Source organism: Flavobacterium sp. 3HN19-14 (genome assembly GCF_051373205.1).
Taxonomy (GTDB): Bacteria; Bacteroidota; Bacteroidia; order Flavobacteriales; family Flavobacteriaceae; genus Flavobacterium.
The window spans coordinates 2,531,073-2,543,744 of the sequence record NZ_JBPPZT010000001.1 but is presented as its reverse complement, the minus strand read 5'-3'; the positions used below and the strand labels follow the sequence as shown (position 1 = coordinate 2,543,744).

21 protein-coding genes are annotated in these 12,672 nt (G+C 40.3%); 17 read left to right on the top strand and 4 right to left on the bottom strand.

Annotated elements, in window-relative coordinates; all coding sequences use genetic code 11:
* The first annotated feature begins 51 nt into the window (after positions 1 to 51).
* From ACSLFW_RS13800 to ACSLFW_RS13770, 7 genes are all read left to right on the top strand, one after another.
* A complete protein-coding gene (locus ACSLFW_RS13800; RefSeq protein ID WP_436556235.1) occupies positions 52 to 486 on the top strand; it encodes a DUF6526 family protein in 435 nt (144 codons plus the stop codon).
* 374 nt (positions 487 to 860) lie between these two features.
* Positions 861 to 1,118 (top strand): hypothetical protein, encoded by a 258-nt coding sequence (locus ACSLFW_RS13795; RefSeq protein ID WP_436556234.1) that lies wholly within the window; start codon positions 861 to 863, stop codon positions 1,116 to 1,118.
* A gap of 102 nt (positions 1,119 to 1,220) precedes the next feature.
* Complete coding sequence (locus ACSLFW_RS13790; protein WP_436556233.1) at positions 1,221 to 1,379, top strand: hypothetical protein; 159 nt, start codon at positions 1,221 to 1,223, stop codon at positions 1,377 to 1,379.
* Positions 1,376 to 1,597: a hypothetical protein gene (locus ACSLFW_RS13785; protein WP_436556232.1), complete on the top strand. Its 222-nt coding sequence runs from the start codon at positions 1,376 to 1,378 to the stop codon at positions 1,595 to 1,597. Before ACSLFW_RS13790 ends, ACSLFW_RS13785 begins: the two co-directional genes overlap by 4 nt.
* A gap of 64 nt (positions 1,598 to 1,661) precedes the next feature.
* On the top strand, positions 1,662 to 2,270 hold the full coding sequence (locus tag ACSLFW_RS13780; RefSeq protein ID WP_436556231.1) for a TetR/AcrR family transcriptional regulator: 609 nt from the start codon (positions 1,662 to 1,664) through the stop codon (positions 2,268 to 2,270).
* A complete protein-coding gene (locus ACSLFW_RS13775; protein ID WP_436556230.1) occupies positions 2,257 to 2,484 on the top strand; it encodes a hypothetical protein in 228 nt (75 codons plus the stop codon). The genes ACSLFW_RS13780 and ACSLFW_RS13775 overlap by 14 nt, the downstream gene beginning before the upstream one ends.
* Positions 2,485 to 2,567: 83 nt before the next feature.
* Positions 2,568 to 3,806, top strand: coding sequence for an MFS transporter (locus ACSLFW_RS13770; protein WP_436556229.1), 1,239 nt, complete (start codon positions 2,568 to 2,570; stop codon positions 3,804 to 3,806).
* Here ACSLFW_RS13770 and ACSLFW_RS13765 read toward each other — a convergent pair.
* A complete protein-coding gene (locus tag ACSLFW_RS13765; RefSeq protein ID WP_436556228.1) occupies positions 3,803 to 4,768 on the bottom strand; it encodes a sugar phosphate isomerase/epimerase family protein in 966 nt (321 codons plus the stop codon). The two genes, ACSLFW_RS13770 and ACSLFW_RS13765, sit on opposite strands and share 4 nt — an antisense overlap.
* 121 nt (positions 4,769 to 4,889) lie before the next feature.
* Between ACSLFW_RS13765 and ACSLFW_RS13760 the strand changes: the two genes are divergently transcribed.
* From ACSLFW_RS13760 to ACSLFW_RS13715, 10 genes are all read left to right on the top strand, one after another.
* Positions 4,890 to 5,060 (top strand): hypothetical protein, encoded by a 171-nt coding sequence (locus ACSLFW_RS13760; RefSeq protein ID WP_436556227.1) that lies wholly within the window; start codon positions 4,890 to 4,892, stop codon positions 5,058 to 5,060.
* Positions 5,047 to 5,307: a hypothetical protein gene (locus ACSLFW_RS13755; protein WP_436556226.1), complete on the top strand. Its 261-nt coding sequence runs from the start codon at positions 5,047 to 5,049 to the stop codon at positions 5,305 to 5,307. The genes ACSLFW_RS13760 and ACSLFW_RS13755 overlap by 14 nt, the downstream gene beginning before the upstream one ends.
* Positions 5,308 to 5,325: 18 nt before the next feature.
* Positions 5,326 to 5,505: an alpha/beta hydrolase fold domain-containing protein gene (locus ACSLFW_RS13750; RefSeq protein WP_436557452.1), complete on the top strand. Its 180-nt coding sequence runs from the start codon at positions 5,326 to 5,328 to the stop codon at positions 5,503 to 5,505.
* Entirely contained in the window at positions 5,433 to 6,023 is a 591-nt protein-coding gene (locus ACSLFW_RS13745; protein ID WP_436557451.1) for an alpha/beta hydrolase, read from the top strand. Before ACSLFW_RS13750 ends, ACSLFW_RS13745 begins: the two co-directional genes overlap by 73 nt.
* A 138-nt stretch (positions 6,024 to 6,161) precedes the next feature.
* Positions 6,162 to 6,566: a hypothetical protein gene (locus tag ACSLFW_RS13740; protein WP_436556225.1), complete on the top strand. Its 405-nt coding sequence runs from the start codon at positions 6,162 to 6,164 to the stop codon at positions 6,564 to 6,566.
* A 189-nt stretch (positions 6,567 to 6,755) separates the two neighbouring features.
* Positions 6,756 to 7,472: a hypothetical protein gene (locus ACSLFW_RS13735; protein ID WP_436556224.1), complete on the top strand. Its 717-nt coding sequence runs from the start codon at positions 6,756 to 6,758 to the stop codon at positions 7,470 to 7,472.
* Entirely contained in the window at positions 7,469 to 8,140 is a 672-nt protein-coding gene (locus ACSLFW_RS13730; protein WP_436556223.1) for a glycoside hydrolase family 16 protein, read from the top strand. Before ACSLFW_RS13735 ends, ACSLFW_RS13730 begins: the two co-directional genes overlap by 4 nt.
* A 99-nt stretch (positions 8,141 to 8,239) precedes the next feature.
* Complete coding sequence (locus tag ACSLFW_RS13725) at positions 8,240 to 8,431, top strand: hypothetical protein (protein ID WP_436556222.1); 192 nt, start codon at positions 8,240 to 8,242, stop codon at positions 8,429 to 8,431.
* Positions 8,388 to 9,209, top strand: a complete 822-nt coding sequence (locus ACSLFW_RS13720; protein WP_436556221.1) for an SMP-30/gluconolactonase/LRE family protein — start codon at positions 8,388 to 8,390, stop codon at positions 9,207 to 9,209. Before ACSLFW_RS13725 ends, ACSLFW_RS13720 begins: the two co-directional genes overlap by 44 nt.
* A gap of 1 nt (position 9,210) precedes the next feature.
* Complete coding sequence (locus ACSLFW_RS13715; RefSeq protein ID WP_436556220.1) at positions 9,211 to 9,852, top strand: TMEM175 family protein; 642 nt, start codon at positions 9,211 to 9,213, stop codon at positions 9,850 to 9,852.
* Between the two features lie 7 nt (positions 9,853 to 9,859).
* On the opposite strand, the gene ACSLFW_RS13710 is transcribed toward ACSLFW_RS13715, so the two are convergent.
* The 3 genes from ACSLFW_RS13710 to ACSLFW_RS13700 are packed head-to-tail and all read right to left on the bottom strand — an operon-like array spanning position 9,860 to position 12,664.
* Positions 9,860 to 11,524 (bottom strand): Gfo/Idh/MocA family oxidoreductase, encoded by a 1,665-nt coding sequence (locus ACSLFW_RS13710; protein ID WP_436556219.1) that lies wholly within the window; start codon positions 11,522 to 11,524, stop codon positions 9,860 to 9,862.
* Entirely contained in the window at positions 11,464 to 11,853 is a 390-nt protein-coding gene (locus ACSLFW_RS13705) for a glycoside hydrolase family 2 TIM barrel-domain containing protein (protein ID WP_436556218.1), read from the bottom strand. The genes ACSLFW_RS13710 and ACSLFW_RS13705 overlap by 61 nt, the downstream gene beginning before the upstream one ends.
* A 55-nt stretch (positions 11,854 to 11,908) precedes the next feature.
* On the bottom strand, positions 11,909 to 12,664 hold the full coding sequence (locus ACSLFW_RS13700) for a sugar-binding domain-containing protein (RefSeq protein ID WP_436556217.1): 756 nt from the start codon (positions 12,662 to 12,664) through the stop codon (positions 11,909 to 11,911).
* Positions 12,665 to 12,672 lie beyond the last annotated feature (8 nt).

The following is a 12,672-nucleotide window of genomic DNA, read 5'->3' as shown; positions in this document are numbered from 1 at the left end:
TTATAATTTTCAAATCCTCTTTTCGCTATCTTTAAAAAAACAGAAATCCCAATGCAAAAACAAGCTTTTAATAATCATAGAAAATTTTATGCAACCCATCACTTTGTATTTTACCCCATAATGTCAGTTTTATTTGGTGTGAGTGCATATTATGCTTATACAACGGCAGAAAAGCTTATCTGGACTTTCATAAGCTTACTGTTTCTTGCAGTAATCTGGCTCTCGTATATGTTGCGCCAGCATTACGCATTAAAGCTTCAGGACAGGATCATCAGGATGGAATTGCGTTACCGGTATTTTACACTTACAGGGAATCATTTTGATGCAATCGAAGCCAAACTACGCGACTCGCAATTGTTTGCATTACGGTTCTGTTCTGATGAAGAATTACCAGGAATGGTACGACGCGCCCTGGATGAAAATTTATCAGGAAGTAAAATCAAGCAGGCAATTCTCGACTGGAAAGGTGATCACGAAAGGGTATAAAAAGAGAAGGAACCCCAGTAGGATTGGCCGGAGTTCCTGAATTGGATGTTAAAAATACTAATATCAGAGTGTCACTTCCTAAAACCTAAAATAGAAATCAACTTCAGTATATTAGTCTCTTTAAAGAGGAATATTTTCAACATCGGGGGATTATTATTATTTAATTACGGGACAAATATAAATCCGAATTTTTCATGTTAAAAATTAAAAAGGTAAACGCAGGATTTTGTGCGGTAAAAATTTAAAAATTTAACAAATTAAGTCACTTGTCGATTTTTTATACCACTCTCCGATTAATAGATTTGCTAATGTTTCGCCAAAGTGATTTCACCGCAAAAGAGATTTCATAACTTTATATAAATAAAAAACTGATTATGAATACAAATGCCAACGGTTCGCCAAATCGGGATGATTCTGGCAGCCACGAAAAGAATGACAATGCACATCGCTTGCATCCGGAGCATGAATCGCTTTCGGGGATTAACGAAGATTACTCGGGAGATAATATTCCTGAAGAGCACCGCGAGGCGCGACATCACCACCAGGAACACGGCAACAGGAAGTATGAAGCCTTCCGAAACCATTCTTCTGCAGATGACCAGCCGCAAACAAACACAGGCACTACTCCTTAAATTTCATTAAACTTCGGTAAATCCGGAGTTTTTTTATGACTGCAATAAAGCGTAAATTTGCTGAAATGTATCGCTTTCGCGGAAACCAAAATCACAAATATTATGAGCCGCAATAATGAAAAGAATATCAAGAAACACAATGATAAACTCCACAAAGCGCAAGACAAAGTCAAGAAAGCAAAAAATGCGCTGAAGGAAAAACGCGCCGCCATCATCAAGAAGTACAACTCTTCAAATAATCCTGAAAACGAATCGCTATGAACAATAACGCTTTTGAAATATTAAAAAAAGACATACAGGAAGTAATCGACCTTTTGGCGAATAAACAATTTACCGAAGCCAACTTCAAGCTTGCGGATGCATCAGAATTACTGGATGAAATACTTGATTTGTCCGCTGATGATGAAGATCTTATCGAAATCAGCCGTTATCAGGTGCTGCTGAATCAATTACAACAAAAGGTGAACAATTCTATTTGAATATATTTTTTTATTATAAATAAGCGAACATTCATTTATTATATTATCTTTGCATAAAAAAATTATGCGCACAAGAGATACTGATAAGGAAAAATTAGTGATATCCGAAGCGATAAAGCTGATGGTTGAAGACGGATTTCAGGGTTTTAGCATGAATAAATTGGCAAAAGCCTGCCACATTTCTGTAGCGACGCTTTACATTTATTATAAAGATAAAGACGATTTAATACGGAAAATCGGTAAAGATATCGGCTATGAATTCTTCTCCAATACGCTAAAAGATTTCTCACCAACGATGAGTTTTCGCGACGGACTTAGAAAGCAATGGGAAAACCGCGCCGCTTTTGCGTTAGAATATACCAACGAAGTCATCTGCTTTGAAATAATCAGGCACTCCCCTCACGGCGAAGAAATCCTGCAAACAATAGTAATTGATTTTAAGGAAAAAATGTCGCAGTTTTTCACCAACGCCATCAACAACAATGAGCTAATCGAACTACCAATAGAAGTTTTCTGGAGCATCGCTTACGGCCCTTTGTACACTTTATTGCGCTTTCACAGCGAAGGGAAAAGCATGGCGGGAAAACCGTTTGTATTTTCCGATGAAATCATGTATGCCGCTTTTGAACTTGTACTGAAAGCCCTAACACCTGTAAATCATGGAAACGAATAATAACCAACTGCATATATTCCGGACGAACGTAACTGGTTTATGCCCGAATTGCGCGCTTCACAAGGCATTATCTGAATATTCAGGAATTGACCGGTGGACAATCGATCATGAAGATATTGATTGTGTATTGCGTGTCGAAACAGAAATTTTATCCGCCGACGCATTGATTACATTGCTCAATCATCATGGTTTTGAATGCTCAGAATTAGAATGAGGCAACTTCAAAAATCAATTTCAATTTCAAAGATCAATTTCAATTTCAAAAATCAATCACAATTTAATAAACATACAATCACCATGGAACTGCCAAAAATCGAAATCCCGCCATTTACATCCCATCAAAAATTCATAATCGCTATCCTCGCTTTATTGCAATTCACCGTCATACTTGACTTTATGGTTATTTCACCACTTGGTGATATTCTGATGAAACAACTCGATATGACGACTGCCAATTTCGGATTTGCAGTTTCTGCTTATGCTTTCAGCGCCGGAATTTCCGGTTTATTGGCGGCAGGTTTTGCAGATAAATTCGACAGGAAAAAATTACTTGCTTTCTTTTACACAGGGTTTATCGCCGGAACCATATTCTGTGCTTTTTCCAACAGTTATTTAATGCTGCTTTCGGCAAGAATTATCACAGGATTATTCGGCGGCGTAATTGGCTCAGTTTCATTGGCAATCGTAACCGATTTATTTGTGGTGCACCAACGTGGCCGCGTCATGGGTTTTATACAGATGGCATTTGCGACAAGCCAGATTTTAGGTATTCCAATCGGATTGTATTTTGCCAATCTTTGGGGATGGCACTCCGCTTTCCTGATGATTGCCGGACTTGGCGTTCTGATCCTGGCAGCGGTCTTGCTGTATATGCAGCCCGTAAATAAGCATCTGGAATTGCAATCAGATAAAAACGCATTCCTGCATTTATGGCACACTTTGAGCAATAAACGTTACCAGGTAGGTTTTGTGGCCATTGCATTTCTTTCCATTGGCGGATTTATGTTGCAGCCTTTCGGAAGCGCATTTCTGGTGAATAACATCCACATTTCGCAGCATCAATTGCCGCTTGTGTTTTTCTTTACCGGACTTTCGGTACTCATTATCATGCCGATTATCGGAAAACTCAGTGATAAGATCAATAAATTCAAGTTGTATACGATTGGATCTGCAATCTCAATCATCATGATTTTGATTTATACCAACCTGCCTCCTATTCCGCTTTGGGAAGTTGTGATCATCAATATGATTTTATTTATGGGAATTATGAGCCGCATGATTCCGTCAACAACTTTAAATACGAGCGTTCCTGAAATGAAAGACCGTGGTGCCTACATGGCAATCACGTCGTCAATGCAACAAATTGCAGGCGGAATTGCAGCCGTTTGCGCCGGATTTATCGTCCATCAGGAAACAAAACACAGTCCGCTTGAGAATTACAATATTTTAGGAATTGTTATTTCTGTTGTTACGTTGTGCTCTATCTGGCTGATTTACAGGGTTTACAGAATGGTGAATGCGAAAGAAAAGGCTTAAACCTTTTCTGACAGTTTCAATAACAATGCTTTCGTTGAGAGAATCCCGTCGATTTCACTTAATCGATTGCCTTCGTATTCAACGCCGATAAAACCTTTATAATTGGCATCTTTGACGATTTTGAGCATTTTTAAGTAATCAATTGTAGTTTCATTTCCGTTGGCGTCAAAGTCGTATGATTTGGCGCTGACGCCTTTCGCAAAAGGCATCATTTCTGAAACGCCTTTATAACGGTCGTAAGTTGCAACACATGGGGTTGTCCAGCGGTCGCCGCCTTCCCTTCTTACACAGAAATTGCCAAAATCAGGCAAAGTCCCGCAGTTTTTCATATTGACGCCATTGATGACTTTGGTTAGCTTTTCAATGTCTGATGAAAGTCCGCCGTGGTTTTCAACGATAACGCCAATATTACTCTTTTTGGCATATTCTGAAAGCCTCAACAAGCCATCCATCGCGGGATCGGCCGATTTTTCGTAATTATTTTCATTGCCGTCGCCAAAAAGATTTACACGAATGGAATGACAGCCAAGCGAATGGGCGGCATCAACCCATTTGTGATGGTTTGCAATAGCGGCTTTTCTGGTCTTTTTGGACGAAGCGGCTAATTCTCCTTCGCCATCAACCATAATCAGGACATTTTGAATGTTGTTGTCGGCACTTCGCAATTGCAATTCTTTTACGAGTTTTTTCATTGATTGATACAGGCTTTCCTTATCAAGCTCATATAATTGGCTGACATATTCAATTCCTTCAAAACCTAATTCTTTTGCTTTTGCGGCGAAATCGAGCGCTGATAATGTTTTCGTTTCGGAAATCGCCCGATGCAAAGACCATTGCGCTAATGACAATTTGAAAAATGGCTGTGCCGGAAGTTTTATTAAATCAGAAATCACCGGTAACCCTGTTATCGATAATGCCAGGCCGAATTGTGCTGTATTCTTTATAAAATCGCGTCTGTTCATTCCATAAAAATAAGAAAATGCATTCTAATTATAATAACATTGTCGTTAATTCAGTAACATAAGGTTTTCAGGTTAGTCGGAAATTTAGGTTACATAAAAAACAACCTTTAATTAAAGAATTATGAAGACAAAAATGTACACAATTGCCAGACTTACTTTATGTTGCGCACTTACAGCGACGGTATTTTCTTGCAAAAAAGACCCGAAGGCCGACCTTCCTGAAAAAGAAATGAACGACAGCATTGTTAAAGAAAATAAAAATGCCGATTTAAAACCTGTTGCCTGCACCTGAATGGGCGCCAAATATAAAACCTGAAATGGTTGTTGTTATTGAAAAATTAGCTTCCTTGGGTGGCAAACCGATTGAAACACTAACGGCAAAAGAAGCGCGCATGCAGCCAACTCCAACAGATGCTGTGATGGCTGTAATGGCTGACCATAATATGACAATGCCGGTTCCGCTTTGTGATACGATTGGAAAACAAATTCCGGTGACTGGCGGCACAACGCACATCAGGATTTATACGCCGAAAGCCTGACCGAAACCTTTTCCTGTCATCGTTTATTACCATGGCGGCGGATTTGTAATCGCTGATATCAATGTCTACAATGGCGGTGCGCAAGGATTATGTGAGCAAACCAATGCAATTGTCGTTTCAGTGGAATATCCGAAAGGCCTGAGAAAAAGTTCCCTGCTGCGCACATGGTTGCTTTTGATGCTTACCAATGGGTGTTAAAAAATGCCGCTTCATTTAATGGAAATCCTGCTAAAATTGCTGTTGCCGGAGAAAGCGCCGGTGGAAATCTTGCCGCGAATGTCAGCCTGATGGCGCGCGATAAAAAAATAATGGTGCCTTTGTATGCCGTTTTGGTTTATCCGGTTACCAACAATGATATGATGTCTGAAAGCTATACAAAATACGCCAATGCCAAACCGCTTAATAAAGCCATGATGGGTTGGTTTGTGAAAAACTATCTTACTTCTGAGGCGCAATCAGCAGATCCGAGAATCAGTTTAGTGAAAGCCAATCTTTCCGGTTTCCCTAAAACGTTGATTATTGGCGCCGAAATCGATCCGCTCGCCTCTGAGGGAAAATTGCTAAGCGAAAAATTAAAAGCTGCAAATGTTGAGACAGATTATGAATTATACGAAGGCGTAACGCACGAATTCTTCGGAATGGCAGCTGTTGTTCCGCAAGCGAAAGAAGCCCAGGCGTTAGCTTCAAAAAAGCTAAAAGCCGCTTTGGGATTATAATTTAAGATTTTATATAATCAAATAAGCCGTTTGTAATCAGACGGCTTTTACTGTTTTAACACCATCCTTAACCTCGAAAACTTGCTTATTACATAAAATTTATTATATTTGTTTATTCACCTTAAAAGCAAAACCCCCATGCTTAGATTATACCCGTCTGAAGAATTCAGACAAATTCCTATTGAGGTGCCATTAAAAATGAAATATGGCGTCTCTAACTATGGCCGGTTAATCAGTTACACTGAAACTTTTCAGGATGGTAACGAGATTAAAGGCGGCCTTTCTGATGGCTACCGCACGATGCGTTATGTCATTCAAAGAGAAGGTAAAAAGAAAAGCTATTACATTATGTTGTATAAGCTTGTAGCAGAATTCTTTATACCCAAGACATCTGAAGACCAGAAGCATGTGCTGCACCTGGATTACACGCGCGACAATGACAAAGTCAGTAACCTTAAATGGGCAACGCGTGAGGAAATGATTGAACATTCGAAGAAAAGCCCGCATGTAATTGCGGCGCGGCTCAGAAGAGGCCCAGTCTGAAGGCATCAAGCTCACTTCGACAGATGTAATCCGCCTCAAGAAATTACTGCTGAACCCGAATCGCAAGACACGTATTAAAATCCTTGCAAAACAGTTCGGCGTGAGTGAAATGCAACTGTATCGTATTAAATCCGGTGAAAACTGGGCCATATCAAAGTTTAATTATCAGCAATATTTGCAACCAAATTGATGAAGAATAATATCAAAACTTACATTGCCACAGCTTTTGTGGCATTGTTTTTATCTGCCTGTAGCAAAAGCAGCGATGACAACGGAACGGAAAATCCCGATAATCCAAACCAGGCAATTATCAATAAACTTACGGGCGGTACCACCAAAAAATGGTATTGGTCTGCGGCTGAAACCGGGCATCTTGCCGAAGGTGACAATTCTGCAGACGCTGCTGTAAATCATTACGGAAATATCTATCAGGCGACAGCATTTGAAAATGCCAATGATCCCGTTTCAGGTTGCCTTTATAACAATGTACTTACTTTTTCGCTTCAAGGTAATGAAGTGAAATTCACTTTAGACAATGGCGGAAGTACGTTTTTTAATTCTAATTTCCTTAGCATTGGCGGCGGTTCCGGGACGACTGACCAATGTTTGTCTTATGATGCCACCGGTATAAAAAACGTGACAATTGCCGACTCCAATTCATTGGTCGTGCAAAATGGCGTTGCCGGACAAACCACCGGAAAACAGATTACTTTATCCGATGGCGGTTTTCTGGGCTATTATATTGGGCAAAGTACTTATGAAATCATGTCGATTACAGATACGCGCATGGTTGTCCGTGCTGTAATGGGTGGTGATACTTCGAAAGCCTGGTACCATACTTTTACGACTACAGCCCCAATTTTACCCGCGAATGAGAGCTTTAATAACTTGATATGGTTCGGATGAATTTGACGTTAACGGTTCAGCCAAATCCTGCAAAATGGTCGTATAATCAAGGTAACAATAATGGTTGGGGCAATAACGAACTGGAAACATATACTACCAGTCCTGACAACTCAATCGTCGAAGGCGGCTATTTAAAAATCACTGCTAAAAAACAATCGATGGACGGATTTGCCTACACCTCTGCCCGACTGGTTTCAGAAAATAAATTTGATTTTAAATATGGAAGAGCGGTGATTAGAGCGAAATTACCTACAGGTGCAGGAACATGGCCTGCTATCTGGATGCTGGGCAAAAATTACCAAACGAGTCCGTGGCCTGCCTGCGGGGAAATCGACATTATGGAGCATGTAGGCAATCAGCAGAATAAAATCTTTGCAACGCTGCACTATCCGGGTCATTCCGGAGCGAATGGCAGCGGAACCACTACGATGAATCCAACGGCTTCGACTGAATTTCACGATTATTCTGTAATCTGGAACCAGGATGTCATCAAGTTTTATGTTGATGATCAGATGTTCTATTCCTTTCAAAATTCGGCAAGTACACCTTTCAATCTTAACTTTTTCTTTATCCTGAATGTTGCTATGGGAGGAAACTTCGGCGGCGCAGTCGATCCTGCTTTTATTGCTGCTACGATGGAAATTGATTATGTAAGAGTTTATCAATAGAATTTCCCTTTTCAAAACACAAAGCCTCTTAGTTGAGGCTTTTTTTATGGCTATCTTAGTTGTAAGATATAATCTTCCGAAAAAAAGCTAAATTTGTATATGAGGAGATTTAACAGACTATTATTCCAGTACTTTTTACTGCTCGCATCCGCAGCAAATGCACAACAGAAAACCATTACACCTAAGGTAATCAGCTATGATCCGGCTTTTGAGAAATTGGTTGCTGCTGATGCAAAACTCGAAATCCTTGGAGAAAATTTTATTTGGTCTGAAGGGCAGATTATGGATTGAGCAAGACCATTATCTACTATTCTCCGATCCGCGGCAAAACACAATTTTCAGTTGGGATGATAAAAACGGCATTCGGGAATTCCTCAAACCATCAGGCTACACAGGGTACGGATTTTACAGTCCGGAACCCGGCTCCAACGGATTAATCCTCAATAAGAAAGGCGAACTAGTCATGACCGAACAAGGCGACCGTCGCATTTCAAGAATGCCATTAAACGGCGGCGGAAAACGCACAATTACCGATAACTGGCAAGGGAAACGTTTCAATTCACCAAACGATATCTGCCAGCATTCTTCCGAAGCTTATTATTTTACCGATCCGCCTTACGGACTCAACAAACAGGAAAATGACAGTCTTCGTGAAACCAAAGAATTTGGTGTTTATCGAATTGATGTTGATGGAAAAACAACACAAATCATTAGCAATCTGAACCACCCGAACGGCATTTGCTTTTCTCCCGATGAGAAAACATTGTATGTCAGCCAGACCGATGCAGATGCGTATATTATGAGTTATCCTGTTGATGATAAAGGCGAAATCGGTGCAGGAAAAATCTTTTTCGACATGCGAAAATACAACACCGCTGCCGACGGAATGAAAATCGATACCAGCGGAAACATCTACACCGGCGCCGGAAATGGCATCATGGTAATTTCTGCTAAAGGAAAATTACTGGGAAAAATTGAAACCGGCGTACCGACATCAAATTGCGCTTTCGGTGAAGGTTATTTATATATCACTGCCGGAAGTTATGTCTGTCGGATAAAAGTAAAATAAGATGAAAACTGAAAAAAATTTACAGCTCGAACGCACCGTTTTCTTCTGTGATGCAGTAGTTGCAATTGCGATAACGTTATTGGCACTTGATATTAAAATTGCACCAACTGCAAGCGGGCACCTTGCGTTTTCAGATATTGCCGGAGAATGGAAAACCTTTTCTGCTTTTTTTCTTTCGTTCCTGAATATCGCCAGTTTTTGGAAAACGCACCATTCATTTTTTTCGCACATCCAAAAAATTGATGAAAAATTACTGGCTTTTAATATCGGCTGGTTATTCTTTATCGTGACACTGCCTTTCGCAACTTCGTTGGTGAGTTCGTATTTTTTCGATACGCCCGCGATTTTGTTGTACAGCCTGAACATCCTGATGATTGCCTGTTGCCAGAATATGATTTGGGATTATGCATCGATAAACAAAGGTTTCATAAGCCTTGAAAATATCGACGAACCTACAATTTCAAGATATAGGGTGTATTGTAATCTCGATATGATCAACGGATTATTGGCAATCGGGCTTTCATTTTTCAATCCGATGCTTGCGTTTATATTTTTGTTTACCAAACTGCCGATGATTGTTCTGGCGAAATTTTACTACAAATACAAAGCGCGAAAAAATTTCAAGGAGAATAAAAAGCCGTAAATTTCAACTACATTGAGTCTGTATCAGATAGTATTTTATCCATCACCCAATTAGTTGAAGCTGCCGTCCTTCCGCTTGATGGATGTATTGATTTTCCGGATAAGTGGTGCCGCATATTTTCAACATGAAATAATTGTATGTTTTCAGGATGCGGAATTGTCAATGACTGTATTGAATCTGCAATCAATTGAATTGGGATTTCATCAAATACAGAAAAAATGATTTTTCCTTTACTTCCGAAAATTTCGACGATATCTTCGCGTTCTGAACAGCCAAAATTCCAGTTGCCAGTTCCGGTAATTCCCGAAGCGTGCTTCCAGCTTGCTGCAATACTGTCTTTGGCCGTGTACAATCCAAGCTGATTACTTCCTGAACCGCTAACTTCAATAATAGCGCCCAACAAAAACTGGAATAAATCGATGCCATGACACGCTAAATCGTCAAAGTAACCGCCCGGAGCAATCGTAGCATCGGTTCGCCAATTGTAAATCCCGGGCAAATCTTTTTCTGAAACAGGTTTTGTAAGATTCCAGCGGATTTGCCTGACATTGCCAATTTCATTGTTATCAATCCATTCTTTTATTTTGAGGAATCTTGGCAAAGATCGCCTGTAATAAGCCACAAAGAGCGGGATTTCTTTCGCTTCAAAAGCTTCGCAAAGCGCAATACAATCTGCATAATTAGTCGCCATTGGTTTTTCAATGCAACAAGGTTTTCCGGCAGCGGCGACTTTTAGTCCGTAGAATTTGTGGGTATCCGGAGGTGTAGCAATATAAACGGCGTCAATTTCAGGGTCATTAATAATTGCGTCTGCATCTGTATAATATTTTGGAACAAGATGCCTTTCTGCATAATCCCTTGCTTTAGCTACGTCACGGCGCATGACTGCTCCAATGACAAATCCTTCAGTTTTTTGGTAAGCTGGCCCGCTTTTTCGCTCAGTTACATCGCCACAGCCGATTATTCCCCAGGTTATCTTCTTCATATTACAATTTCCAGTTTTCATAAAATGATTTGAGGATGTAGAAGGCTTTCTTTTTCCGCCATTTTCAGAATACAACCCTTTGCGGTTCCAGCCATCCTGAATGCCCGGCAATTGCCGTCTTGGTGAACGAAAATCTTTGAGTATCCACGGCGAAATGCCCCGTAATTGCTCGATTTTGCCAAGCATTGAAAGCGTTTCTTTGTATAAATCTTCCTGGTATTCTTCACTCCATCGCGTTAGGGAATCGCCGTGCATTCCTGCCAAAGCATCTGCACCAAATTCAGAAATAATTACGGGTTTGTCTTGCGGAATTTTCCATGTAATTGAACGGCATTTTTCGGGAAGTCCGTCATACCAGCCGATGTATTGATTGAAACTCAGCACATCAACTACATCTGCAAATGGATCATCGATGGTTTTAATGGTGGGATTTCCCTGGTAATTATTTTGTTCCAATGCGGCGCTAATCAGTCTTGTCGGATCTAAAAGGCGGGCATGAGCGGCGAGTTTGCCTAAGAATTTATTGCGCGCCGGTTTTGAAGGCGTTTCATTCGCCATTGACCAGATGATGACATTGGCACGGTTTCGGTCACGCATGATCATTGCCGTAAGCTGGCTTTCAGCGTTTAGGTAAGTGCTTTCGTTTTCCCAACTGATGCTGCCCAGTAAACCGGAATCTCCTCCCAAACCAAAATACCCATTTTTTCAGCCATTCGAATCATATATTCATTGTGCGGATAATGTGCAAGCCTTACGTAATTGCAACCTAAATCCTTGGCCCAGTTGAGCAATTGTGTGGCATCTTCGGGAGAATTCGCGCGGTTTTTTCCGGTCGGGCTTTCTTCATGGATGCAGATTCCTTTGAGCAAAAGAGGTTTTCCGTTGAGCAAAATTTCGTGTCCTTTTGTTGTAATGGTGCGAAAGCCGATTTTATCTTTTAAGATGTCTTTTCCATCAGAAATAGTAATGTCATATAAAAATGGGTCGGTATCAGACCATTTGCGCAGTTTTTTCAAAGGGAATGAAAATCGTGCCAATCCATTTGCATCAGTTGTCTGAGAAATATTGGTTTTAAGTTTCCGGAAGACCGACAGTAATGTTCACACCGGAGATATTGGCGCCATTCAATTGTACAAACCCTGTGGCATAATCATTTTTATGCGGATCAAGCTGTAAATTGTAATCGCTGATAAAATTCGCAGGCACTGAAACGAGTTGTACACCACGGGTAATCCCGCCATAATTCCACCAATCGGTTTTGAGTGTCGGAACAGCATCTGCATGCCTTTGGTTATCGACTTTTACAACAACAAAATTGTCTTTTCCCTTTAATAGACTTGTAATTTCATAATTGAACGGCGTGAAACCACCTTCGTGCGTGCCGAGTTTCTTTCCGTTGAGATAAACTTCGGCTTTATAATTTACGGCACCAAAATAAAGGAAGGTGCGCCTTGTTTTATCAGTCAAATCATAATCGAATGACTTTTTATACCAGATTGTTCCTTCATAATAAAATAGTTTATCATCCTGGGTATTCCAGTCGCCCGGAACTTTTAAAGTTGGCGATTTATCAAAATCATATTCTAATAATTCTGATTTATTGGTAACTTTTGCATTGCTGAAAAAAGCACTTTTCCCGGGATTTTCCATTTGGTCATAAGGCTCAGAGCGGTAATTGTAATAGCCGTTTTCGTATGGATCGATGATGTAATTCCAATCGCCGTTGAGCGAAAAAGCCTCGCGATTATAAATGTTTGTAATTAAGCTTTCCTGTGCCGACAGCAAGTTAGAAAGCAATACTATAAAGCAAATGCAGGTTTTTATCATACCGCTAA

Bases quoted from the DNA above. Each gene is read 5' to 3' on its own strand.
- ACSLFW_RS13800 (WP_436556235.1), top strand. From the start codon at position 52: ATGCAAAAACAAGCTTTTAATAATCATAGAAAATTTTATGCAACCCAT.
- ACSLFW_RS13795 (WP_436556234.1), top strand. From the start codon at position 861: ATGAATACAAATGCCAACGGTTCGCCAAATCGGGATGATTCTGGCAGC.
- ACSLFW_RS13790 (WP_436556233.1), top strand. From the start codon at position 1,221: ATGAGCCGCAATAATGAAAAGAATATCAAGAAACACAATGATAAACTC.
- ACSLFW_RS13785 (WP_436556232.1), top strand. From the start codon at position 1,376: ATGAACAATAACGCTTTTGAAATATTAAAAAAAGACATACAGGAAGTA.
- ACSLFW_RS13780 (WP_436556231.1), top strand. From the start codon at position 1,662: ATGCGCACAAGAGATACTGATAAGGAAAAATTAGTGATATCCGAAGCG.
- ACSLFW_RS13775 (WP_436556230.1), top strand. From the start codon at position 2,257: ATGGAAACGAATAATAACCAACTGCATATATTCCGGACGAACGTAACT.
- ACSLFW_RS13770 (WP_436556229.1), top strand. From the start codon at position 2,568: ATGGAACTGCCAAAAATCGAAATCCCGCCATTTACATCCCATCAAAAA.
- ACSLFW_RS13765 (WP_436556228.1), bottom strand. From the start codon at position 4,768: ATGAACAGACGCGATTTTATAAAGAATACAGCACAATTCGGCCTGGCA.
- ACSLFW_RS13760 (WP_436556227.1), top strand. From the start codon at position 4,890: ATGAAGACAAAAATGTACACAATTGCCAGACTTACTTTATGTTGCGCA.
- ACSLFW_RS13740 (WP_436556225.1), top strand. From the start codon at position 6,162: ATGCTTAGATTATACCCGTCTGAAGAATTCAGACAAATTCCTATTGAG.
- ACSLFW_RS13735 (WP_436556224.1), top strand. From the start codon at position 6,756: ATGAAGAATAATATCAAAACTTACATTGCCACAGCTTTTGTGGCATTG.
- ACSLFW_RS13730 (WP_436556223.1), top strand. From the start codon at position 7,469: ATGAATTTGACGTTAACGGTTCAGCCAAATCCTGCAAAATGGTCGTAT.
- ACSLFW_RS13725 (WP_436556222.1), top strand. From the start codon at position 8,240: ATGAGGAGATTTAACAGACTATTATTCCAGTACTTTTTACTGCTCGCA.
- ACSLFW_RS13715 (WP_436556220.1), top strand. From the start codon at position 9,211: ATGAAAACTGAAAAAAATTTACAGCTCGAACGCACCGTTTTCTTCTGT.
- ACSLFW_RS13700 (WP_436556217.1), bottom strand. From the start codon at position 12,664: ATGATAAAAACCTGCATTTGCTTTATAGTATTGCTTTCTAACTTGCTG.